Here is a 23,766-nt window from a genome sequence, read left to right as displayed (position 1 = left end):
AATTGGGCAATCGATTTCATAAATTTTGTAGTATAGAGTTTTATATAAATTTGGAGGGTAAAAAATGCGTAAAACAAAAATAGTTTGTACGATCGGTCCTGCTAGTGAATCGGTAGAAAAATTAGTAGAGTTAATTAATGCAGGAATGAACGTAGCACGTTTAAACTTCTCGCATGGTTCTCATGAAGAGCATGCTGCAAGAATTATAAGTATCCGCGAGGCTTCAAAAAAAACTGGTAGAACTGTAGCGATTCTTTTAGATACAAAAGGTCCAGAAATTCGTACTTTAGATTTTGAAGGTGGCCAAGCAGAATTAAAAACTGGAAATGAAGTTATTATTACTACGGATCCAGTAGTAGGTACAGCAGAAAAATTTGCAGTTTCTTACGAAGGATTAATTGATGACGTACATGTTGGTTCTAAAATTCTTATCGATGATGGATTAATAGGATTAGAAGTAATCGGTATTGAAGGAAATGATATTCGTACTAAAGTGTTAAACAGCGGTTTAGTAAAAAATAAAAAAGGTGTAAACGTACCAAATGTACGTGTAAATTTACCTGGTATTACAGAAAAGGATATAAGCGATATCGAATTTGGTATTGAACAAAGTGTTGATTTTATTGCTGCATCTTTTGTTCGTAAAGCTTCAGATGTATTAGAAATTCGTGAGCTTTTAGGTAAACATGGCGCTGAGTATATTCAAATTATACCGAAAATCGAAAACCAAGAAGGGATCGATAATATCGATGAAATTCTTGAGGTTTCAGATGGTTTAATGGTTGCACGTGGTGATATGGGTGTAGAAATTCCACCAGAAGAGGTACCAATTGTTCAAAAACTATTAATTAAAAAATGTAATAACTTAGGTAAGCCAGTAATTACTGCTACTCAAATGTTAGATTCTATGCAACGTAATCCTCGACCTACACGAGCAGAGGCAAGTGACGTTGCAAATGCCATTCTTGATGGAACTGATGCAATTATGTTATCAGGAGAAACTGCTGCAGGTTCATATCCAATCGAATCTGTTTCAATGATGAACTCAATTGCGCTACGAATTGAAAAAAGCTTACAATACGAAGAATTATTTAAAAAGCGCCAAAGAGAAAATAAAGGAACGATTACAGATGCAATTGGTCAATCGGTTGCAGCAACGGCTTTAAACTTAAAAGTAGCTGCAATTATTGCTCCTACTGAGAGTGGACATACTGCGAAAATGATTTCAAAATATCGTCCAAAAGCTCCTATTTTAGCTATTACATCTGATATTCGTATTTGTCGCCGCCTAACTTTAGTTTGGGGAGTTCAAACTGAATATAGAGAAAGAGCAAACTCAACTGATGAAATGTTACAACATGCTATGGAAGCGGCTCAAGACGCTAAATTTGTTTCAAATGGTGATACTGTCATCATTACTGCTGGATTACCAATTGGTGAAACAGGTATGACAAATATGATGAAAATCCATGTAGTAGGTGACGTGATCGCTCAAGGTCAAGGTATTGGTCGCAAAACTGCTGCAGGAAAAGTTGTCATCGCAAAAACTGGTGAAGAAGCTGTTTCAAAAGTTACACCAGGAAGTATTCTTGTAACAAATAGTACAGATAGAGACATGATGCCAGCGATTGAAAGAGCAGCAGCTATTATTACTGAAGAAGGTGGATTAACTAGCCATGCTGCAGTAGTAGGTGTTAGCTTAGGAATTCCAGTAATTGTTGGAGTTGAAAATGCAACAAACATCTTAGTAAACGGTCAAGCTGTTACAGTAGATGCTTCAAGAGGAATAGTTAGTACAGGACATAAAAGCATATTTTAAGATATAATAAAGAGAAGGACAAAGTTTCCTTCTCTTTATTTTTTGACATGCATAAGATTATTAAGAGATATATTTTTAATTCTAAGCAAGAGGTGAAACTATCATGAAAAAACTTGTTGGTTGGCTATTGTTAATCCCATTAATTGATTTAATCTGTTTAACATTACTTAGTAGAGTAATTGGTTCCTTATCAGTATTTCTTTGGCTAATCGGTACGCTTTTGATTGGTATATATATCATGAGAACCGTTTGGGTTACAGTTAAACAACAAGCCGGAGAACAGATTCGGGCAGGCAAAATGCCAGATTTAATCATGATAGAGGGATTATCTTTTTTCCTAATTGGCCTCCTATTTTTTATTCCAGGACCAATTACCGACTTACTGGCAATCGTATTGCTAATTAAACCAATTAGAATCAAATTTGTTCAACAACTTATTTATTTTGTAATGAAAAAGCTAAAAGGTAATGTTGTTTGGACTGGATATATAAAGAAATAAACATTGGAAATGCAAAAGATTTTTTATAAGAGACTAAAAAACGAGAAAGCAGTTAGCTTTCTCGTTTTAATTTGCAAAGAAATAAAAATTTGATTTCATCTTAATTCGAACCTCTAATATAATACCAAAGTTCATGGAAGACTCTTGCTCGATATAAAGTTGATAAAATTACTAAAGTTACTGGACCGGCTATCAATCCTAGTAAACCAAAAAATTTAAAACCAACAAATAACGAGATTAAAGTAGGAAGCGGTTGTAGTCCAATATTTGAAGATAGAACTTTTGGCTCTGCAAGTTGCCGTTGGACAATTACAACACCATATAAAATTGCGAGACCAATCGTTAATTTATAATCGCTAGACAAAAATGTATATAAGATCCATGGTACAAAAATTAAACCAGTTCCTAAGTAAGGAAGTAAGTCGATGAAACCGATTAGAATAGCTATAGTGATTGCAAAAGGAATTCTTAATATTAACAATCCGATTAAGACTAGCACTGTCGTCATAGAAATAAGAGTGATATGTGCTTTAATAAAACCAAATAAAGCTTTTCGTAAATCAATAAAAATTGTTTTGCTGTAATGTTGAATTCGATCTGGAGTATATTTTGCGAATAAATTTTTTATTTTGTACCAATCTTTACTAATAAAGAATGTTGCTAATAAGGAAACGAATATTAACGTAGCAGTATTTGGTAATAAAGCGATTACCAATTTAATCCCTACAATAATTCCGTTTAATGCTTCTTTTCCTAGATTAATTGCAGAATCGCCAATCGATTGTATATTTGTGCGAATCGTTTGTTGTTGACCAGCACCGAGTTGACTATATTTACTCATAATTAAGTCATATAAAGGAATCACCTTGTCAGTAACAATATTTTCAACGAAATAAATTAATCGTTCAAAGCTTTCCGGAACAACTTGAATTAAATAGGTAGAACCTGAGATGATTTCCGTAATTAGTAATGTAAATAATCCTGCTAGAACAGCTAATAGTAAAATAATTGATAAAAATGCTGCTATTCCTCTTGGTATTCTGGCTTTTTCGTTTAATAAATTTACTAGTGGATTTAAAAGGTATGCAATGATTAAAGCAATGATGAAAGGGTATGTAAGTTTTGAGATGAATAGTGCCACGTAAAGACCTAAAATAGTACATGCGATTACAAATAAAAACCGAATAATCTGAAAAACTAAAGTTCTATTCAAACTTTTACCTCCTTCCAAAGTGAAATGAGTCCTCTTGTCTTATTTTATCAAGAATTATTTTTTTATAATAGTAAAGTTTGATAGTATTTATTAATAAATTATACATTAAGGGGATACTAACAAATGAGTGAATCGACAATTTTTCTCTTAGTTTTATTATTAATTGGTGCAATTGCTAAAAATAACTCTTTAATTATTTCAATTATAGTATTGTTAGTACTAAAATATACTCCCTTAGGAGTTCGAGTATTTCCGTATATGCAATCAAAAGGTATTAATTTAGGCGTAACGATCATTACGATTGCTGTATTAGTACCAATCGCTACCGGTGAAATCGGTTTTAAAAATTTGATTGATGCATTAAAAACCCCTGTTGCCTGGATCGCACTACTCTCTGGTATCGCCGTGGCTCTTTTGGCAAAAGGTGGAGTACAATTATTAGCAACTAGTCCACAAATAACAGCAGCATTAGTACTAGGTACTGTACTGTCTGTAGCGGTATTTAAAGGGGTTGCAGTAGGGCCTTTAATTGGAGCTGGAATCGCATATCTATTCATTTGGATTGTAGAATTAATTAAGTAATTGCATAATAATTATATTTTAGTAAATTGTTTTCATTCACAAAAGTCAGATTATTGTTTATAATAAATGATAGTAGGGTTCCTTTCTATGTATACTCGGTATTTTAAAAGAGTTATACCAGTATATATATGTAGTAAATACTAGGGAAATTTTTGCGTAAAGGAGAGAGGGGAATATGACAGTTAAAAGTGGTTTAGAGGGTGTTGTAGCAGCTACGACTTCTATAAGTTCTATTATTGATGATACATTAACGTATGTAGGTATCGGTATTGATGAATTAGCAGAATATGCAAGTTTTGAAGAAGTAGTATATTTATTATGGCATCGCAAATTACCAAATAAGGATCAACTTAAAGAACTTGCTTCTCAATTAGCAGATAATGCTGAATTACCAGAAGAAGTTATTACTTACTTAAAATCAACTAATTTAAAAAATGTACATCCTATGACTGTACTACGTACAGTTATTTCAATGCTTGCATTGTATGATAAAAATGCTGAAGCAATGGACTCAGATTCAAATTATCTTAAAGCAATCCAACTTCAAGCTAAAGTTTCAACATTTGTGGCAGCGTTTTCTCGAATTCGTCAGGGGCTTGAACCAGTTGCTCCTAATAAAGATTTATCATTCGCGGCTAACTTCTTATACATGCTAACTGGTGATAAACCTAATGCAATTGCTGAAGAAGCAATTAATAAGGCTTTAGTACTACATGCTGACCATGAATTAAATGCTTCGACATTTACTGCACGCGTTTGCGTAGCTACATTATCTGATATTTATTCAGGTATTACAGCTGCGATTGGAGCTTTAAAAGGTCCATTACACGGCGGCGCAAATGAAAGCGTTATGAAAATGTTAGCTGAAATCGGTGAGATTGAAAATGTTGAATCTTACATCCAAGAGAAAATGGATGCTAAAGCTAAAATTATGGGATTCGGACATCGCGTATACCGTGGTGGGGACCCACGTGCAAAACATTTAAAAGAAATGTCTCGTCAATTAGGTGCAATTACTGGAGAGTTAAAATGGTACACAATGTCTGAAAAAATTGAAGAACTTGTTACAACTCAAAAGAATATTCCACCAAATGTTGATTTCTACTCTGCATCTGTTTATCACAGCTTAGGAATTGAACATGATTTATTTACTCCAATCTTTGCTATTAGCCGTATGTCTGGCTGGACTGCACACATTTTAGAACAATATGAAAATAATCGTATTATCCGTCCGCGTGCAGATTATACAGGACCAGAGAAAAACTCTTACATTCCAATTGAAGAGCGTGCATAAAGAAGTGATTGAATACTTAAAATAGTATTTAATATTCGAATAATAGTGGTATAGTAAAGAGAGGAAGAGGAATCTTCCTCTCAAAAGCATGTATTTTAATGAATTTAATTTATTTATACAAGGGGGAGCATGTAATGCAAGCTGAAAAAATTACATTAGTAGACGGCCAATTAAACGTGCCAAACAATCCAATTATTCCTTTTATTGAAGGCGACGGTACAGGCCCAGATATTTGGGCAGCATCTTCACGTGTTTTAGATGCAGCTGTTGAAAAAGCATATAATGGTAATCGTAAAATTGAATGGAAAGAAGTTCTTGCTGGTGAAAAAGCATTTAATGCTACTGGTGAATGGTTACCTCAAGAAACTTTAAATTTAATTGAAGAGTACATGATCGCAATTAAAGGACCTTTAACAACTCCAGTTGGTGGTGGTATTCGTTCTTTAAACGTTGCTCTACGTCAAGAATTAGATTTATTTGTGTGCTTACGTCCTGTACGTTACTTTGAAGGTGTACCTTCACCAGTTAAACGTCCAGAAGATACAGACATGGTAATTTTCCGTGAAAACACTGAAGATATCTATGCTGGTATCGAATATGAAAAAGGTTCTGAAGCAGTTCAAAAAGTTATTGAATTCTTACAAAAAGAAATGGGTGTTAATAAAATCCGTTTCCCAGAAACATCTGGTATCGGTATTAAACCAATTTCTGAAGAAGGTACAAAACGTCTAGTACGTGCAGCAATTAATTATGCAATTCAAGAAAACCGTAAATCTTTAACTTTAGTTCATAAAGGTAATATCATGAAATTTACTGAAGGTGCATTTAAGAACTGGGGTTATGAAGTTGCTGAGCAAGAATTCGGCGATAAAGTATTTACATGGGCAGAATATGATCGCATTGTAGAAACAAGCGGTAAAGATGCTGCTAACAAAGCAATGGATGAAGCTGAAAAAGCTGGTAAAATCCTAGTAAAAGACAGCATTGCTGATATCTTCTTACAACAAATTTTAACTAGACCACGTGAGTTCGATGTAGTAGCTACAATGAACTTAAATGGTGACTATATTTCTGATGCACTTGCTGCTCAAGTAGGTGGAATTGGTATCGCTCCTGGAGCAAATATCAACTACGAAACTGGACATGCTATTTTTGAAGCTACTCATGGTACAGCACCTAAATACGCTGGACTAGATAAAGTAAACCCATCTTCAGTTATTCTTTCTGGAGTATTAATGCTGGAGCATATGGGTTGGAATGAAGCAGCTTCTATGATTCTTAAGTCAATGGAAAAGACAATCGCTTCAAAAGTTGTTACTTATGACTTTGCTCGTCTAATGGATGGGGCTACTGAAGTGAAATGTTCTGAATTTGCAAACGAATTAATTTCAAATATGGAAGCAGTTCTTGTATAATTAAATTGTGTTTGTAAACAAAAGGGAGGTATTTATATGTCAATTCGTAGACGTAAAATTTCCGTGGTAGGTGCTGGATTTACTGGTGCTACAACAGCTTTCTTGCTTGCACAAAAGGAATTAGGGGATGTAGTAATAGTTGATATTCCACAACTAGAGAACCCTACTAAGGGCAAAGCCTTAGATATGCTTGAAGCAAGTCCAGTTCAAGGATTTGATGCTAACATTATTGGTACTAGTGATTATGCTGACACAGCTGATTCAGATGTAGTAGTCATCACAGCAGGTATCGCTCGTAAACCGGGTATGAGCCGCGACGATCTAGTATCAACTAACTCAAACATCATGAAAGCAGTTACTCGTGAAATCGTAAAATACTCTCCTAACTGTACAATCGTTGTTTTAACTAACCCGGTTGATGCAATGACTTATACAGTATACAAAGAAGCTGGTTTTCCTAAACACCGCGTTATAGGACAATCTGGAGTTCTTGACACAGCTCGTTTTAGAACGTTTGTAGCTCAAGAATTAAATTTATCGGTTAAAGATATTTCTGGATTTGTTTTAGGTGGTCACGGAGACGATATGGTACCATTAGTGCGTTATTCATATGCTGGTGGTATTCCATTAGAAAAATTAATTCCAAAAGATCGTTTAGAAGCTATTGTTGAACGTACTCGTAAGGGTGGCGGAGAAATCGTTAATTTACTAGGTAACGGAAGTGCTTATTATGCACCTGCTGCATCTTTAGTAGAAATGGTTGAAGCTATACTTAAGGATCAACGTCGCGTGTTACCTACAATCGCTTATTTAGAAGGCGAATATGGGTACAGTGGTATTTACTTAGGAGTTCCTACAATTATTGGCGGAAACGGTATTGAACAAATTATCGAATTAGATTTAACAGCTGAAGAAAAAACAGCGTTAGATCGTTCAGTTGCAGCTGTCAAAAACGTTATGAACGTTTTAGCTTAAAAAGAAGACCCACAAGTAATTTCTAATTACCTTGTGGGTCTTTAATTTTTATCCTACTTTAATATTCACCTTTAATAACAAAATACGAGCCACGAATCGTTCCAGCTAGTTTAGACTTCTGCCTAGCAAACTTAAACTTCTCAACTAACTCCGCTGGAATTTCCATTCCGTCAGAAAGTTTAAAACCAACAGCACGCTTTTTAGGATCATCAACAGTATACATAACGTTGACCGAAAGCCCATCTTCATAAAAGACGTAGGTAAATTTAATATTTTCCACTTGAAAACGAGAAGTTTCTAAAGGTTTAGCTGCGAATACGATATCACGTTCTTCTTTCAAAATTCGGTTAACATAATCAAGTGTCTCCTGACTTTCACTAGCTGGTACGACCGTAAATTCATGTTTGTACTTGTTCATAAAATAACGAGCTTCATTTGCACGTAAACCAGCAAGTGCATCTACTACTGGGGAAGACTCTAAACCAACCGTAGACACATTTTTAAAATCAACTGTATAGGACATGTCCATCTCTCCTTTTCACATAGCCAAACTTTAATTTAAACATCTTATCTACTAAATTATACCAAAAATTTATGCATCCAAAATGACGTTTCACGGTATAAGTATGTACAAGTTTTTTATGCAACAAACCACTGGATTTTTACGGATTATAAAGGGAGTACGTATATTTAGTATTTAAATTACTTATTAAGGAGAAAGATAGAATTTTATCTTCCATAAGGGGGAAAATATGAATAGACGAATAATAAAAATTTTTATAAGTTTTTTTATAAAAATTTTGCCGATTAAGAAGGAAATTTGCTGTTGTTTATCGAATTTTTAAAATATTAAGATAAACAGGGGGTTTAATATGTTAACTAAAAAAGCAAAAATCGGACGAAAACTTGAAGACATTTCAATTGGTGAAAAGTTAATTGTAACAGAACATATTGATGAAAAACATATTTACTTATACCTGGCTCTAACAGGCGATACAAACCCATTATATACTCAATACAACTATGCTTCTCAAACAAAATATAATAAACCGATTGTTCCTAGTTTTATTATAAGCGGGTTAGTCTCTGCAGCAGTTACAAAACATTTACCTGGCCCAGGAAGTCATATTATAAAAAAAGAACTTCAATTCGATCAACATATATATCACAATGAAACAATATCAATTCATTTTGAGGTAGTCGAAATTAACTTGGATTTAAATGAAGTATGTATTAATGTAAGCGTTTTAAATAAAACGCAAACTGAAATTGCTAATGGAAAACTGACAGTAATTCCACCAACGGTAAACCAATCGAATGCTCTATTATATGAAAATTTTTAACTTAAAGAATGTCAACTGACATTCTTTTTTGTTGTTATACCTTTGAATGAACTTTCCATCCCTGCTTTTTACGTTTTACGTCTGAACGAATTTTTAGTATGATTAAAAAGTAGACATAGATAAATTAAATAGGATACAAATGGATGAGGGTTTAACAATGACCTGGAGGAATATGAAATGAACAATAAAATTCTTGTAGTTGACGATGAAGAGCATATCTTAACTTTAATCAAATTTAACCTAGAACAGGCAGGCTTTCAAGTTGTTACAGCTACCGATGGGGAAGAAGGTTTACAAAAGGCTGTAGAGGAAAAACCAGAATTAATTGTTCTAGATCTAATGCTACCTAAAAAAGATGGTATGGAAGTATGTAAAGAATTAAGACTACAAAGAAATACGACGCCTATTTTAATGGTTACAGCAAAAGATGATGAATTTGATAAAGTGTTAGGACTTGAACTTGGTGCCGATGATTACATGACAAAACCATTTAGTCCAAGAGAAGTCGTTGCTAGAGTTAAAGCGATTTTAAGAAGATCTAAAATTACTGAGACACCAGTACAATCAAACGACGATGCTGATACTTTAATAATAGCTGATTTAAAAATTCTACCTGAGTACTATGAAGCATATTTCCAAGGTGAAAAACTGGAGTTAACACCTAAGGAATTTGAGTTATTATTATATTTAACGAAAAATAAAGGTAGAGTATTGACTAGAGATCAATTATTAAGTGCCGTTTGGAATTATGATTTTGCTGGAGACACTAGAATTGTCGATGTTCATATTAGCCATTTAAGAGAAAAGATTGAACTAGACTCGAAAAAACCAGTTTATATAAAAACAATTCGTGGATTAGGATATAAATTAGAGGAACCAAGATTAAATGAGTAATCTTAATCGAAAATTGCTCTATGGATTTTCTGCAATAATAATCGTTATTCTTGTTATATTAGGAATCGTACTAGGGCAAATATTTAAATCCTTTTATCTGACAAACTATGATCAAAGAATTGAGAAAGAGACTAACTTAATTGCTTCAATAATGGAGTCGAATACACCATTAACAAAGAATATATCTAATCAAACGTTAAAAAAGATATCTAAGGACTTAAATATCGATATTATTTTATTTGATGATCAATATAATCTTATCGCCAAATCTAGCAATGAGAATGTGGAATTGAATATATCATCAAAGAATTTAAAAGATTATCTAGAACGACTTGATAAAGTAGATTCTGCAGCTAAATTTATCGAAAAAGATTCGGCAGCTAAATATTACGGCAAGAAAATAACAGATAAACATGGCAATAAGCAATTTTTAATTGTTGATTATTCAACTAAGTCAATCAAAGAAGTTTACCGAAGTATTTCGATGTTATTATTTTCATTATTAGGTTTTGTTTTATTTGCCATCATAGTTTTACTGATACGATACTCGCATCAATTTTCAAAACCAATAGAAGATATTACACAAGTTGCAATTGAATTATCCAAAGGGAATTATAAAGCTAGAACATTAGCTGAAAGTAATGAATCGACAACAATGTTAAGTCAAGCAATGAATGTACTTGCAAAAAATCTACAAGAAATGACTAGTCAACAAGAAATGCAGCAAGATCGATTAAACACGTTAATCCATAATATTGGTAGCGGGGTTGTTTTAATTAATAGTAGGGGTCATGTCAACCTAATTAATAAAACATATCGAGAAACGTTCAAAATTGACTCCAGAAGTATATTGGGTGAGCTTTATTATGACGCATTTAAACATAAAGAAGTCATTGAAATTGTGGAAGAAATTTTTCTAAAAGAAATAAAAGTTAGAAAGCAAATCATTCTGCCATTATCAATTGAAAGAAAACATTTTGAAATATATGGTGCACCAATTATTGGGATAAATCACGAGTGGAAAGGAATCGTTCTGGTTTTCCATGACATAAGTGAATTAAAGAAATTAGAGCAAGTTCGAAAAGATTTTTTTGCAAATGTATCTCACGAGCTTAAAACGCCAATTACATCTATTAAAGGTTTTACTGAAACTTTACTAGATGGAGCAATGGAAAATGATGAGTTATGTAAAAACTTCTTATCGATTATATTAACGGAAAGTGATCGTATGCAAACACTTATTCAAGATTTGTTAGACCTTTCAAAAATTGAGCAACAGAATTTTAAATTAGATCTTGCAGAAGTATCCGCAAAACAAGTTATTGAAGATGTACAGCAAATGCTTACTCAAAAAGCAGAAGAGAAAAATATAGACTTCAAATTATACTTAAATAGTCCGTTAGTTGTATATGCTGATGCATTAAGATTAAAACAAGTAATTATTAATTTAGTTGATAACGCAATTCACTATACTCCTGCTGGTGGTAAAGTATTTATTACTGCCTCCGAGACAAATGACCATATTGTTTTAAAGGTCAATGACACAGGAGTTGGAATTGGAAAAGAAGACATATCTCGTATTTTCGAACGTTTTTACAGAGTAGATAAAGCAAGAAGTAGGAACTCCGGAGGGACAGGCCTAGGACTAGCGATTGTAAAGCATCTTGTCGAAGCCCATAAAGGCAAAATCGAAGTTGAAAGTAAACTAGGTCATGGGACATCATTCATTGTAACATTAAATAAAAATACTTCGATGTGACATTTACATTGATTTTACATTGTATTTATTAATAATTAATAAATAATTGGTATAGTTATGATGAAAACCCCTTCATCCAAGGAGTTGTCTTAAACCGGGAGTAGTTATACTTCCGGGATTTTTTATATTTAATACTGTTTTATTTTTTCTTTAAGGTGTCCATACTAGTGGATACCTTTTTTATCGCACTTTAAGATCGTATAAATTGGCAGCGAGTAATCACCAATTTTAGGAATGAAGTATAAGTGCAACTACGCCTCTATCTAAAAGGCTTGTCAGTCGACGAGTTTTCTTTATTTGATCATATTACTTTTAGAATTTTTGGGGAAATTATGAGTGTTGAATCATACATCGGAGGGTGAATACAGATGTACGAATACGAATTTGTAAAAGTTAACACGAAATCATCAAATAGATATTATTATGATGTAGTTGGGAACTATGCTAAAAGTGGCTGGCGACTTCATCAGGTAGTAAACAATCAGCAAGCAATAGAAGGTTCATGTGTTGAACTAATATTTGAGCGAGAAATCGACTTAAATTAATTACAGAGGTAGTCTTACGATTCTTTCTTAAAAGTCATAATTATTCAACTTTAATCTCAAGTGAATAAAAACTTTTAATATGCCTGAATCAAAGACGACCTCTTTTTCTTTTATGAATAGTTCGTGTTAAAATGTTAAGAGCAAGGAAATGAGGAAACGATTAATTTCTTGAAAAGATAAAGTATGAAATAAAAATTATACATAAAAAGATAGTGAGATTTGTAATAGGAAGGGGATCTATTTTGAAGAAGAAATTGGTTTTAATTGATGGGAATAGTATTGCCTATAGAGCTTTCTTTGCATTGCCACTTTTGAGTAATGATAAAGGTGTACATACGAATGCAATTTATGGATTTACAATGATGTTAATGAAAATTCTTGAAGATGAAAAACCGACTCATATGCTTGTTGCATTTGATGCAGGGAAAACAACATTTAGACATAGTACATTTAAAGAATATAAAGGTGGAAGACAAAAGACTCCACCAGAGTTAAGTGAACAGTTTCCACTTGTTCGCCAGCTATTAGATACATACGGAATTGCACGTTATGAATTAGAGAATTATGAAGCGGATGACATTATTGGTACACTTGCAGGTCAAGCTTCTAAAGATGAATATGAAGTAAAGGTTATCTCAGGGGATCGAGATTTATTACAGCTAGTTGATGATCGTATTACAGTAAGTATGACTAAAAAAGGTATTACTGAAGTTGAAGAATTTACTCCTGCAGCAATTCATGAAAAGTATGAGATTACACCTGATCAAATTATTGATATGAAAGGATTAATGGGTGATAAATCTGATAATATTCCTGGTGTACCAGGTATTGGGGAAAAGACTGCAATTAAACTTTTAAAACAGTTTCAAACAGTAGAAGGTCTTTATGAAAATATAGAGGAAGTAAGTGGAGCAAAGCTACTTCAAAATTTAGGTGAAAATAAAGAACAAGCCTTTATGAGTAAGCAATTAGCGACAATTAATAAAAACTCACCAATTGAATTAACTGTAAATGACACAACGCTTCCAGAAGCCGATACGAATAAAGTAGCGGAATTTTTTAAATCTCTTGGATTTACATCATTGTTAGCTAAATTGGACATCAAAGAATCGATGGAAGATCTAGAAGAGATTAACTATGAAGTACTAGATTCAATTGAAGAGAAACATTTAGCTAATCATTCAAGCTTAATCGTTGAAATGATCGGAGAAAATTATCATACAGAAGAAATTCAAGGATTTGGACTTTCAAATGAAGAAGGTCATTTCTTTATTCCAACAGCAGTAGGGTTAGAGTCGGATTTATTTAAAAAATGGCTCGAGGATGAGCGTGTTTATAAGAATGTATATGATGCAAAAGGTGCTTATGTAGCACTAAAGTGGAGAGGAATTAATTTAAATGGTGTTAATTTTGACCCGTTACTTGCTTCATATATATATGACCCTGCTCAGTCTAATAAAGAATTTGCTGATATTGTAAATGGTAAAATAGATTTTTCAATTCAAACTGCAGAAACGATTTATGGTAAGGGTGCAAAGCAAGCTAAGCCATCAGATGAAGTTTTATCTGAATATATTGTTCGTAAAACTATTGCTATCAGTAAATTAAAAGAAACTTTAGAAGAATCATTACGAAAGAACAGTCAATTTGAACTACTAACAGAATTGGAATTACCATTAACTTTTATTTTAGGTGATATGGAATTTGAAGGAGTAACAGTTAGAGAAGAGACTCTTCGTACGATGGGTTCAGAACTAGCTAATACGTTAAAAGGGCTTGAAGAGTCTATTTATGAGTTAGCCGGTGAGAAATTCAATATTAATTCACCAAAGCAATTAGGTGTTATTTTATTTGAAAAGTTAAACTTACCATCTGGTAAAAAAACAAAAACTGGTTATTCTACTTCTGCTGATGTACTTGAAAAATTAGAGGCGGAACATGAAATCATTCGATTAATTCTTCACTATCGTCAAGTTGGGAAATTAAATTCTACTTATGTAGAAGGTTTATTAAAGGTGATAAATGAATCAGATTCCAAGGTTCATACACGATTTAATCAAGTATTAGCACAAACTGGACGCTTAAGCTCAATTGATCCTAACCTGCAAAACATTCCTATTCGTTTAGAAGAAGGTAGAAAAATTAGAAAAGCTTTTGTCGCATCTAAAAAAGACTGGCTGATCTTTGCTGCCGATTATTCTCAAATTGAATTAAGGGTATTAGCTCATATAGCACAAGACGATAATTTAATGAATGCATTTAAAAATGACTTTGATGTTCATACAAAGACTGCAATGGATGTTTTCCATGTTAGTGCTGATGAGGTAACAAGTAATATGAGAAGACAAGCAAAAGCTGTTAACTTTGGGATTGTATATGGAATTAGTGATTATGGATTATCACAAGGGTTAGGTATTACAAGAAAAGAAGCGTCTATATTTATTGAAAAGTACTTTGCTAGTTTCCCAAAAGTAAAAGATTATATGTCAGATATTGTTCAAAAGGCTAAACTAGAAGGATTTGTAAGTACAATCTTAAATAGACGTCGTTATATTCCAGAAATTTCAAGCTCAAACTTTAATATTCGCGGATTTGCTGAAAGAACAGCGATGAATACCCCAATCCAAGGTAGTGCTGCAGATATTATTAAAAAGGCTATGATTTTATTAGATGAGCGTCTTAAAACAGAAAAACTTCAGGCAAAATTAATTTTACAAGTACATGATGAATTAATATTAGAAGCTCCAAAAGAAGAATTAACAATTTTAGAAAAAATCGTACCAGAAGTAATGGAAAATGCAGTCGAGCTAGTTGTGCCATTAAAGGTTGATTATAATTTTGGAGATTCTTGGTTTGAAGCAAAATAAATAGATAGGATGACTTTGTATGCCTGAATTACCAGAAGTTGAAACGGTCAGACGAACTTTACTGGATTTAATAGTTGGGAAAACAATCTCAACAGTAATCGTTTCATGGGGAAAAATAATAAAGAAACCTAATGAAGTAGATGAGTTTCAGATTTTACTAAAAGGTCAAACAGTAGAAAATATAAATCGTCGAGGTAAGTTTCTATTGTTTCAATTAAGTGATTTTACACTTGTTTCACATTTAAGAATGGAAGGGAAATTTCGCGTGTTCCCAGCGGAAGAACCTGTAGCACCTCATACTCACGTTCGATTCCTATTTGAAGATGGAACAGAACTTCGGTATCAAGATGTTCGTAAATTTGGCACAATGCACTTATTTAATAAAGGTGAGGAGAATGAGGGACCGCCACTTGCTAAATTAGGTCCAGAGCCATTTTCCGATGAATTTACTGCTGATTATTTAAGAAAAAAGCTTGAAAATACAAACCGAAAAATTAAAGTTGTTTTATTAGATCAGGAATTAGTAGTCGGTTTAGGCAATATTTATGTTGATGAGGTTTTGTTTAGGTCAAAGATTCATCCGGAAACACCTGCATCATCATTAAAGCCTAAACAAATAAAAATACTTGCCGAATCCATTACAACAACTTTACAAGAGGCTGTGGATTTAGGTGGAAGCACAATTCGTTCTTATGTAAATTCACAAGGCCAAATAGGAACTTTTCAAGATATCATTAAAGTATATGGCAGAAAGGGTTTAGAGTGTCATAATTGCGGCCAACCAATAGAAAAAATTAAAGTTGGCGGCAGAGGTACTTCTTTTTGCCCGGTCTGTCAGCCTAAAAAAAATTAACATAAGGTTCCTTTCTTTCATACTATATCAAGAGTACGAAAGAGAGGGGCCTATTTTTATGGTAAATATGCTATCATTAATACTACTAGCATGCGCACTAAGCTTAGATAGTTGCAGTGTTGGATTTACTTATGGACTTCGAAAAGTAAAAATTCCTTTAAAATCAATCATTACAATTGCATCTTGTTCAGGGATCATATTAATGACATCCATGGGGATTGGGCATGCAATTACAGACTTTTTTTCACCAATAATAGCAAAAAGAATCGGAGGATTTGTACTTGTATGTATAGGATTATGGGTACTTTTTCAATTTTACCGATCAAATAAAGGATCAAATATAGAAGAAAAGAATGAGATAGAAGATAAAGGGATTGACTGGGAATTTGAAATTCTAGGGGTAGTCGTAAAAATTTTAAAGAAGCCTACAACTGCAGACATAGATCGTTCAGGTAGTATTAATGGATTGGAAGCGATGTTACTTGGATTTGCACTTTCACTTGATGCCTTTGGGGCCGGTATAGGTGCATCATTACTTGGATTTTCTCCACTATTGACGGCAATCGTAACATCTACTGCAAGTGCTTTATTCCTATTATTTGGAATGAAATTAGGAAATGTGTTATCGAAAACATTGTGGCTTCAAAAGTTGACCTTTTTACCAGGTGTTTTTTTAATATTAATTGGATTAATGAAGATGTAATAAAAATAATGAAAGAGTGTATCCGAATGGATTTATTCCATTTGGTCCTCTTTATCTATTGTAAGGAGAATAAAAGATGGGTAAAATTTTTGGACTAACTGGTAGCATTGCAAGTGGAAAAAGTACAGTTTCCAATTTCCTAAAGGAATTAAATGTTCCAATTGTTGATGCAGACGTAATTGCAAAAGAAGTGGTTGAAATTGGACAACCTGCATATAAAAAAATCGTTGAGGCTTTCGGGAGTGAGATTCTTTTAGATTCTGGTGAGATTAATCGACCATTTCTCGGAAGTATTATTTTTAATAATAAAGAAAAGCGCTTACAACTTAATGAAATAGTACATCCGGAAGTAAGACGTGAAATGAAAGAACAAGCTGATCGATACATAAAACAAGGTGAATCACTTGTTATTTTAGATATTCCTCTTTTATATGAGGGTAACTCAATTGAATTGGTGGAAAAAGTAATTGTAGTGTCAGTATCAGAAGAAAATCAACTAAAGCGTTTGATGAATCGTAATGGTTTATCGAAAGAGGATGCACTTTTACGTATTGCATCTCAAATACCAGTTAAAGAAAAAGCTGCACGAGCTGACTACGTAATTAATAACAATGGTGACTTTGAGGATACAAAAAGACAGGTTAAAGACCTATTAAATAAAATTATTTCATAAAATAATGTAAATAGTTTAACCAAAAACCAACTTATGTGTTATACTAATTGCAGGGAGATAATAAACAGTATAACTTAATTGGGGGTTTACTTATGGTAAATGTAGCAATAAATGGATTTGGTCGAATTGGACGCATGGTTTTCCGTCAAGCAATTAAAAATGGAGATTATAATATCGTTGCAATTAATGCAAGTTATCCTTCTGAAACTTTAGCGCACTTAATTAAATATGATACAGTTCATGGCAAGTTTGATGGTGAAGTAATTGCAAATGCAGATCATTTAATCGTTGATGGTAAGCGTGTTGAATTAATTAGTGAAAGAAATCCTGAATTACTTCCATGGAACGAGCTTAATGTTGATATAGTAATTGAAGCAACAGGAAAATTTAATGATGCTGAAAAAGCAAAAATGCACATTACTGCTGGAGCTCAAAAAGTAATTTTAACAGCACCTGGTAAAAATGAAGATATCACAGTAGTAATTGGTGTAAATGATGATAAATTAGACCTAGAAAATCATCATATTATTTCAAATGCATCTTGTACAACTAACTGTTTAGCGCCAGTTGTAAAAGTATTAGATGAGCAATTTGGTATTGTAAATGGATTAATGACAACTGTTCATTCATTTACAAATGATCAAAAAAATATTGATAATCCACATAAAGATTTACGTCGTGCACGTGCTTGCAGTCAATCAATTATTCCAACAACTACAGGTGCAGCAAAAGCATTATCTAAAGTACTTCCACATTTAAATGGCAAGTTACATGGTATGGCTTTACGTGTTCCTACTCCAAACGTATCACTTGTTGACTTAGTTGTTGACTTAAAGAGAGAAGTAACTGTTGAAGAAATTAATGAAGTATTTGAAACGGCTTCTAAAGGTTCAATGCACGGAATTATCGAATATTGTAACGAACCATTAGTATCAATTGATTTTAATACTAATACACACTCTGCAATTATCGACTCTCTTACTACAATGGTAATCGATGGTACAAAAGTTAAAGTATTAGCTTGGTATGATAATGAGTGGGGCTACTCAAGACGCGTAGTTGACTTAGTGTCAATCGTTGCAACTAAAATAAAAAAGCTTGAAACTGTTTAATCATTAAAATATTGTATTTATAAAAAAATGTAAACGAATACAAAAGGCTAACTAGTTTATCTGGTTAGTCTTTTTGAAGTTGTATAACACATTAAGAAGAGGTGTGAATTTATGACTATATTGAGATGTAATATGTGACTTAATATCTAAAAAAGATGAACGTTGATTTCCACTACAGGAGTCTCACTTTAAAATACCATATAACGATATATCCCCTAAAAAACATGTACCTTCGTTTCCTTGCTATATATGCATTTATCGCACTTTTAGACTTATTTTCTTCACAATTAATTCAGTAAATAACAAAAAAATAAAATTTATCTTGCAATTCAAATTTAAAAAAAGTATACTAACTTTCGTGAACTTCTAAAAGTATAACTAATTACTTAAAGGGTTAGGACCTCTTTGGACTAACTTTCCCCCGTGGTAGTTGATCATACTTTCGCAATAGAAGTCATGACAAATTATTTTAAGGGGGAAATGAATATGGATACTATGGGTCGTCACGTCATTTCAGAATTATGGGGTTGTAATACAGAAAAATTAAATGATATGAAATTTATTGAGGAGACTTTTGTTGATGCTGCGTTACGCTCTGGTGCAGAAGTTCGTGAAGTTGCTTTTCACAAGTTCGCTCCTCATGGCGTTAGTGGTGTCGTAATCATTTCAGAATCACACTTAACTATTCACAGTTTTCCTGAGCATGGTTATGCAAGTATCGATGTTTACACTTGCGGTGATAGAATTGATCCGAATGTAGCTGCAAACTTTATCGCTGAAGCTTTAGAAGCTGATACTCGCGAAAACGTTGAGTTACCAAGAGGAATGGGTCCCATTCAAGTTGATAATGTAAAAATTGTAAATGGTAACTAAAAAGAATTGAGAGAGGTGATTTTTCATCTCTCTTTTTTGTTTTTGCTAAATTACCATACCCGAAAAATAGATTAGCTTAATGCTTTTTCAAGGTTAGCGGATTAGATTATCTAAACAATCTAGCTTTTAATAACCTTCTGGAGAATGAACTAGCTTTACATAGTGAAAAATATTTCCATTAACATAAAATAATGAAATTTCGTTGATCTTGAAAAATAGGCTTTGTGACTTTTAAGAAATAAACTTTAGTTTATTTTGAATTTGTTATAGTATAGAGTTATAATAATACGTTTAAACAATTAAGTGTTTGGAGTTGAACTATAACGATGAGATGTCCAACGTGTAACTTTAATGGGACAAGAGTACTTGATAGTAGACCAGTAGATGAAGGTCGTTCAATTAGAAGAAGACGTGAATGTGAAGAATGTCAGCATCGTTTTACAACTTTTGAGCGAGTTGAAGATAATCCTATTTTAGTTGTAAAAAAAGAGGGAGCTCGTGAAGAATTTAGTAAAGATAAGATGTTAAGGGGACTGATCAAAGCGTGTGAAAAACGCCCTGTCTCTTTATCTCAACTAGAAGATATTATTCATAGCATTGAAAAAGAACTGAAAAATAGTGGCACATCAGAAGTTCCGAGTGAAGTTCTAGGTGAAATGGTCATGGAGCATTTATCTAAAGTTGATGAAGTTGCATACGTACGATTTGCGTCAGTTTATCGTCAATTTAAAGATATTAATGTATTCATTGATGAATTAAAAGATTTAATTAACAAAGAGCGAGGTAAAGACGAATAATACTTCGCTCTTTTGATACAAGAAAGGAATGTTTGAATGTCTATTGATAAGCAACACTGGATGGATGTTCTACCTGCGGATCCCTATACTGTAATGGCAGCTGGGTATTTACATAATTTTCATAGGCAAGTATTGACGATGTTGTATCAACCAATAATTGGTAGTCAAGCTTTAAGTTTATATATGACGCTTTGGAGTGAATGTGAACAAACGGATCTTAATCCTAATACGTTAACACATCATTCTTTAATGCTTGGAATGAAAAGTAATTTAAAATCAATTTATGAACAAAGATTAATCCTTGAAGGAATCGGCTTACTTAAAGTTTATGAAGGATTTGAAAATAGTACAAAAAAGCTTCTGTATGAGCTTCAATCTCCGCTAGATCCTCATTCTTTTTTCGAAGACCCTATCCTAAATATCTTTCTGTTTAAAACAATTGGAAAAACACAATATCAACGAACTAAAACCTTTTTTAGTAGACAGGCATTTTCGAAAGAAGGGTTTTGTGAGATTTCACGTTCATTTGATTCAGTATTCCAAGCAATTACAGTTGAGCAATTAAATGAAATTCAGCAAAGTAACGATCTTTCTACGTCAAATGATCGTAGAATTTTACAAGATAATCAGCCAATTAAAATATCTGTCAAAATGGAAGAATTTGACTATGCTTTATTTTTAGATGGACTGTCAGATTCGTTTGTTCCAAAAAGAGCATTTACTACAGAAGTAAAAGAAACAATTTTAAAACTGGCATTTTTATATGGAATAAATCCAATTCAAATGAAAACGATTGTTATGCGCTCATTAAATGAAGATAATAAAATTAATATTGAGACGCTTCGACTTGAAGCAAGGGACTGGTATCAATTCCAACATCATGAAGCTCTGCCTACGATTGTGGAAAAGGTTCAACCTATTCAGCATAGACAAATGGTCAATGAGCAGCCATCAACTCAAGAAGAAAAATTAATTCATTGCTTCGAAACAATCTCTCCTCGCACGTACCTTAAGGAGATATCGGGTGGAGCTGAACCAAGTGAAGCTGATTTGAAAATTATCGAAGAGATTATGATAGATCAAAAGCTTCTACCTGGAGTCGCAAATGTGTTAATTGACTATGTAATGATCCGTTTAGATAAAAAGCTTTCTAGAAATTACGTAATTAAGATAGCAAGTCATTGGGCGAGAAAAGGTGTAACAACAGTTAAACAGGCTATGGATCTTGCCCGTAAAGAGTTTGAAGAAACTAAACAGAGTGCAACTGCTGCAAAAACTCGCTCAAGTAATAGACGAAATAAAACAATTCGAACTGAAATTGTCCCTGACTGGCTTCAATCGAGTGAGGCAAATGATTCACAGACAGCACCGGCAACAATCAATAACCAAAATGATTCTTCGATAGATGAAGAACGAAAACGATTAGAAAAAGAACTAGAAATGTTTAAAAATAAAAAGAAACGTTAAATGGGAGGACGCTAATGGAACCTATTCAAAACGCATTTAGTGCATTAATGAAAAATAAACAATTCCAAGACACATTTCAAAAAATGCGACAAGAAGTCCGTAGTCACCCAAAAATTATTACATTTTTAGCTGAGCATAAAAATGAAATTACGGATCAAATGATTGATAGTAGCCTAGTTAAGCTATATGAATATATTGGACAAAGTGTAAATTGTGAAGATTGCCCATCTTTTAATGAGTGTAAAAATATGGTGCATGGTTATCATCCTCATTTGATTATTCAAGGAAAACGCATTGATGTTCAATATGATCGTTGTCCAAATGGTGTGAAAAATGATAAACGCAAAAAACATGAGTCATTGATAAAATGTATGTACTTACCAAAGGATGTTCTTCAAGCTTCTATGTCGAACCTGTCTTTAGAAGACCCTGGCCGTTTTGAAGCAATTTCTGCTGCTAGACAGTTTATTATGAACTATGAAAAAGGAAAAATGGCTCAAGGTTTATATTTACATGGTCCGTTTGGGGTTGGAAAAACGTTTATTCTTGGGGCTATAGCAAATGAACTAGCAGAGGAAGAAATAACTTCAATGCTCGTTTATTTACCAGAATTTTTACGCGAACTAAAAAGCTCTATTAGTGATGGCACATTAGAGGAAAAAATTGAAGCTGTAAAAAAAGTGGAAGTTCTTATGTTAGATGATATAGGTGCAGAGCAAATGTCTAGTTGGGCAAGAGATGAAATATTAGGTACAATTCTTCAATACCGCATGCTAGAAAAATTACCTACCTTCTTTACATCTAATGCTGATTTAAATCAATTAGAGCATCACTTAACATATTCTCAACGTGGAGAAGAAGAAAGGGTTAAGGCAGCACGTATCGTAGATCGTGTTAAGTTTTTAGCCAAACCAGTTAAAATTTCTGGTTCAAATTTAAGACATTCATAAAAAAATTAAAAAATGACGTAAAATCACAAATTACTAAGTGATTTTGCGTCATTTTTTAATTATTTCTTTAATATATATAGGACTAGGTGGTGCTAGAAAGGGGGGAACAGGGTGATTGAAATTTTTTTCAATGAACCCATTGACGCAGCTTATGTCTACGAACGATTACAAAAACGCTTAAAAAAGCAATCGAGACCATACATTTTAAGAAGACACAAAATCAATACAATTTTAATCACATTTCCTCAAAACACTGAAGATTTAATAAAAAGTATTTTAGTTCCGACACTAGTACAATTTATTTTACTTCAAAAAGAAGATAAGTGGATTCAATCCATTTTACATACATCTTTTTTCTATGAGGAAGACGAGCAAAGTCAAATCATACCGATCGCACAATCATTATTAAGAGGAACTAGAAGAAGCATACCAAACCAGAAAAAAATTCGTAGAAGTAAGAATTTAGTTTCATATGCACTTTCTGAGTATTTAAAAGATGGAGTAAATTTTAGCTTCGATTCATTTATTACATTTCGTTTGAAGGAATATTATAAACAGTTAGCTTATGTTTGTGAAATTGCAATAGATGAGTACAAATTAGAAAACGAATACCAGAATCTTATTGAGAGTCTAAGACAGCAGGTACTTAAAACGGATGCGCTTATTCCTCATGTGCATATAGTGTTTGACGGGAAATTTAGCGTATATGATCATCTATTTTTACCACTTACTAAAGATGTATTAAAAGAATATGGCAAACAAGTGGAAAATAGAGAGTATATTGATACCGAATTAATTTTGCCCTTAACGGCAATTGCACCTAAAAGAATTCATTTGTACACTTCATCAGTCGATATTTCATTGATCATTACACTTCAAAATATCTTTCAAGAACGAGTCCTAATACATACATTACAAGAGTTTACACAGGAAAAATTGAAATGAAAATTTATAATTTAAAAAAGCATTGTCATAAATAAGTTTCTTTGATATAATAAATTTCGTTGCGAACAAAGCATACGAATATTGACAACATCATGTCGCTATGTTATAGTAACGAAAGAAAAGAATACTTATTTGTTGAAGAAGAAGCACCCGCTTCTCACCTGGATGACGCTACACGCTGTTATCAG

At 32.9% G+C, this 23,766-nt stretch carries 22 protein-coding genes and 1 other annotated feature (1 of these 23 running past the window's edge); of the genes, 20 read left to right on the top strand and 2 right to left on the bottom strand.

Annotation, left to right across the window (positions count from 1 at the left end; genetic code table 11):
* Positions 1 to 64: 64 nt before the first annotated feature.
* Entirely contained in the window at positions 65 to 1,819 is a 1,755-nt protein-coding gene (pyk, locus tag ABEY15_RS05270) for a pyruvate kinase (protein ID WP_429888925.1), read from the top strand.
* A gap of 103 nt (positions 1,820 to 1,922) precedes the next feature.
* On the top strand, positions 1,923 to 2,318 hold the full coding sequence (locus tag ABEY15_RS05265) for an FxsA family protein (protein WP_429888924.1): 396 nt from the start codon (positions 1,923 to 1,925) through the stop codon (positions 2,316 to 2,318).
* A 100-nt stretch (positions 2,319 to 2,418) separates the two neighbouring features.
* Here the strand turns inward: ABEY15_RS05265 and ytvI are convergent, their stop codons facing one another.
* Positions 2,419 to 3,531: a sporulation integral membrane protein YtvI gene (gene ytvI / locus ABEY15_RS05260; protein ID WP_098232210.1), complete on the bottom strand. Its 1,113-nt coding sequence runs from the start codon at positions 3,529 to 3,531 to the stop codon at positions 2,419 to 2,421.
* A 123-nt stretch (positions 3,532 to 3,654) separates the two neighbouring features.
* Here ytvI and ABEY15_RS05255 point away from each other — a divergent pair, with 123 nt between their 5' ends.
* From ABEY15_RS05255 to mdh, 4 genes are all read left to right on the top strand, one after another.
* A complete protein-coding gene (locus ABEY15_RS05255) occupies positions 3,655 to 4,113 on the top strand; it encodes a DUF441 domain-containing protein (RefSeq protein ID WP_069034597.1) in 459 nt (152 codons plus the stop codon).
* Between the two features lie 175 nt (positions 4,114 to 4,288).
* Positions 4,289 to 5,407, top strand: coding sequence for a citrate synthase (citZ, locus tag ABEY15_RS05250; protein ID WP_429888922.1), 1,119 nt, complete (start codon positions 4,289 to 4,291; stop codon positions 5,405 to 5,407).
* A gap of 134 nt (positions 5,408 to 5,541) precedes the next feature.
* Positions 5,542 to 6,822: an NADP-dependent isocitrate dehydrogenase gene (gene icd / locus ABEY15_RS05245; RefSeq protein ID WP_429888921.1), complete on the top strand. Its 1,281-nt coding sequence runs from the start codon at positions 5,542 to 5,544 to the stop codon at positions 6,820 to 6,822.
* 36 nt (positions 6,823 to 6,858) lie between these two features.
* Entirely contained in the window at positions 6,859 to 7,797 is a 939-nt protein-coding gene (mdh, locus tag ABEY15_RS05240) for a malate dehydrogenase (RefSeq protein WP_098232207.1), read from the top strand.
* A 58-nt stretch (positions 7,798 to 7,855) separates the two neighbouring features.
* Here the strand turns inward: mdh and ABEY15_RS05235 are convergent, their stop codons facing one another.
* The gene (locus tag ABEY15_RS05235; RefSeq protein WP_098232206.1) at positions 7,856 to 8,320 is read right to left on the bottom strand and encodes a phage tail protein; all 465 of its coding nucleotides are present in this window, start codon (positions 8,318 to 8,320) and stop codon (positions 7,856 to 7,858) included.
* A 349-nt stretch (positions 8,321 to 8,669) separates the two neighbouring features.
* Between ABEY15_RS05235 and ABEY15_RS05230 the strand changes: the two genes are divergently transcribed.
* From ABEY15_RS05230 to ytxC, 14 genes are all read left to right on the top strand, one after another.
* Positions 8,670 to 9,140, top strand: coding sequence for a MaoC/PaaZ C-terminal domain-containing protein (locus tag ABEY15_RS05230; protein ID WP_025568415.1), 471 nt, complete (start codon positions 8,670 to 8,672; stop codon positions 9,138 to 9,140).
* A 177-nt stretch (positions 9,141 to 9,317) separates the two neighbouring features.
* Positions 9,318 to 10,034: a response regulator transcription factor gene (locus ABEY15_RS05225; protein WP_056472254.1), complete on the top strand. Its 717-nt coding sequence runs from the start codon at positions 9,318 to 9,320 to the stop codon at positions 10,032 to 10,034.
* Positions 10,027 to 11,793 carry a two-component system histidine kinase PnpS gene (gene pnpS / locus ABEY15_RS05220; RefSeq protein ID WP_429888919.1) on the top strand — a complete coding sequence of 589 codons (1,767 nt, stop codon included), beginning with the start codon at positions 10,027 to 10,029 and terminating at the stop codon, positions 11,791 to 11,793. The genes ABEY15_RS05225 and pnpS overlap by 8 nt, the downstream gene beginning before the upstream one ends.
* Before the next feature lie 368 nt (positions 11,794 to 12,161).
* Positions 12,162 to 12,338: a DUF4177 domain-containing protein gene (locus ABEY15_RS05215; RefSeq protein WP_172795419.1), complete on the top strand. Its 177-nt coding sequence runs from the start codon at positions 12,162 to 12,164 to the stop codon at positions 12,336 to 12,338.
* Positions 12,339 to 12,580: 242 nt separating this feature from the next.
* The gene (polA, locus tag ABEY15_RS05210) at positions 12,581 to 15,205 is read left to right on the top strand and encodes a DNA polymerase I (RefSeq protein ID WP_429888917.1); all 2,625 of its coding nucleotides are present in this window, start codon (positions 12,581 to 12,583) and stop codon (positions 15,203 to 15,205) included.
* Between the two features lie 19 nt (positions 15,206 to 15,224).
* Entirely contained in the window at positions 15,225 to 16,058 is an 834-nt protein-coding gene (gene mutM / locus ABEY15_RS05205; RefSeq protein WP_429888915.1) for a DNA-formamidopyrimidine glycosylase, read from the top strand.
* A 58-nt stretch (positions 16,059 to 16,116) separates the two neighbouring features.
* Positions 16,117 to 16,761 carry a sporulation membrane protein YtaF gene (gene ytaF, locus ABEY15_RS05200; RefSeq protein WP_098426582.1) on the top strand — a complete coding sequence of 215 codons (645 nt, stop codon included), beginning with the start codon at positions 16,117 to 16,119 and terminating at the stop codon, positions 16,759 to 16,761.
* 76 nt (positions 16,762 to 16,837) lie between these two features.
* The gene (gene coaE, locus ABEY15_RS05195) at positions 16,838 to 17,434 is read left to right on the top strand and encodes a dephospho-CoA kinase (protein WP_429888914.1); all 597 of its coding nucleotides are present in this window, start codon (positions 16,838 to 16,840) and stop codon (positions 17,432 to 17,434) included.
* Between the two features lie 92 nt (positions 17,435 to 17,526).
* Positions 17,527 to 18,546, top strand: a complete 1,020-nt coding sequence (locus ABEY15_RS05190) for a glyceraldehyde-3-phosphate dehydrogenase (protein WP_429888912.1) — start codon at positions 17,527 to 17,529, stop codon at positions 18,544 to 18,546.
* A 486-nt stretch (positions 18,547 to 19,032) separates the two neighbouring features.
* Positions 19,033 to 19,419: an adenosylmethionine decarboxylase gene (speD, locus tag ABEY15_RS05185; protein WP_025568423.1), complete on the top strand. Its 387-nt coding sequence runs from the start codon at positions 19,033 to 19,035 to the stop codon at positions 19,417 to 19,419.
* A 326-nt stretch (positions 19,420 to 19,745) separates the two neighbouring features.
* Positions 19,746 to 20,216: a transcriptional regulator NrdR gene (gene nrdR, locus ABEY15_RS05180; protein ID WP_025568424.1), complete on the top strand. Its 471-nt coding sequence runs from the start codon at positions 19,746 to 19,748 to the stop codon at positions 20,214 to 20,216.
* A 36-nt stretch (positions 20,217 to 20,252) separates the two neighbouring features.
* The gene (locus ABEY15_RS05175; RefSeq protein ID WP_429888911.1) at positions 20,253 to 21,683 is read left to right on the top strand and encodes a replication initiation and membrane attachment family protein; all 1,431 of its coding nucleotides are present in this window, start codon (positions 20,253 to 20,255) and stop codon (positions 21,681 to 21,683) included.
* A gap of 14 nt (positions 21,684 to 21,697) precedes the next feature.
* The gene (gene dnaI / locus ABEY15_RS05170) at positions 21,698 to 22,633 is read left to right on the top strand and encodes a primosomal protein DnaI (RefSeq protein ID WP_429888909.1); all 936 of its coding nucleotides are present in this window, start codon (positions 21,698 to 21,700) and stop codon (positions 22,631 to 22,633) included.
* A gap of 111 nt (positions 22,634 to 22,744) precedes the next feature.
* The gene (gene ytxC / locus ABEY15_RS05165) at positions 22,745 to 23,578 is read left to right on the top strand and encodes a sporulation protein YtxC (protein ID WP_429888907.1); all 834 of its coding nucleotides are present in this window, start codon (positions 22,745 to 22,747) and stop codon (positions 23,576 to 23,578) included.
* 132 nt (positions 23,579 to 23,710) lie between these two features.
* Positions 23,711 to 23,766 (top strand) — a sequence feature (ribosomal protein L20 leader region); it runs 71 nt beyond the window's last position.

Origin of the sequence: Gottfriedia acidiceleris (genome assembly GCF_050457485.1) — a bacterium.
In the GTDB taxonomy this organism is placed as follows: domain Bacteria; phylum Bacillota; class Bacilli; order Bacillales; family Bacillaceae_G; genus Gottfriedia; species Gottfriedia acidiceleris_D.
Note: the sequence above shows the minus strand (reverse complement) of the source record. Positions and strands in the feature narration are given on the sequence as shown.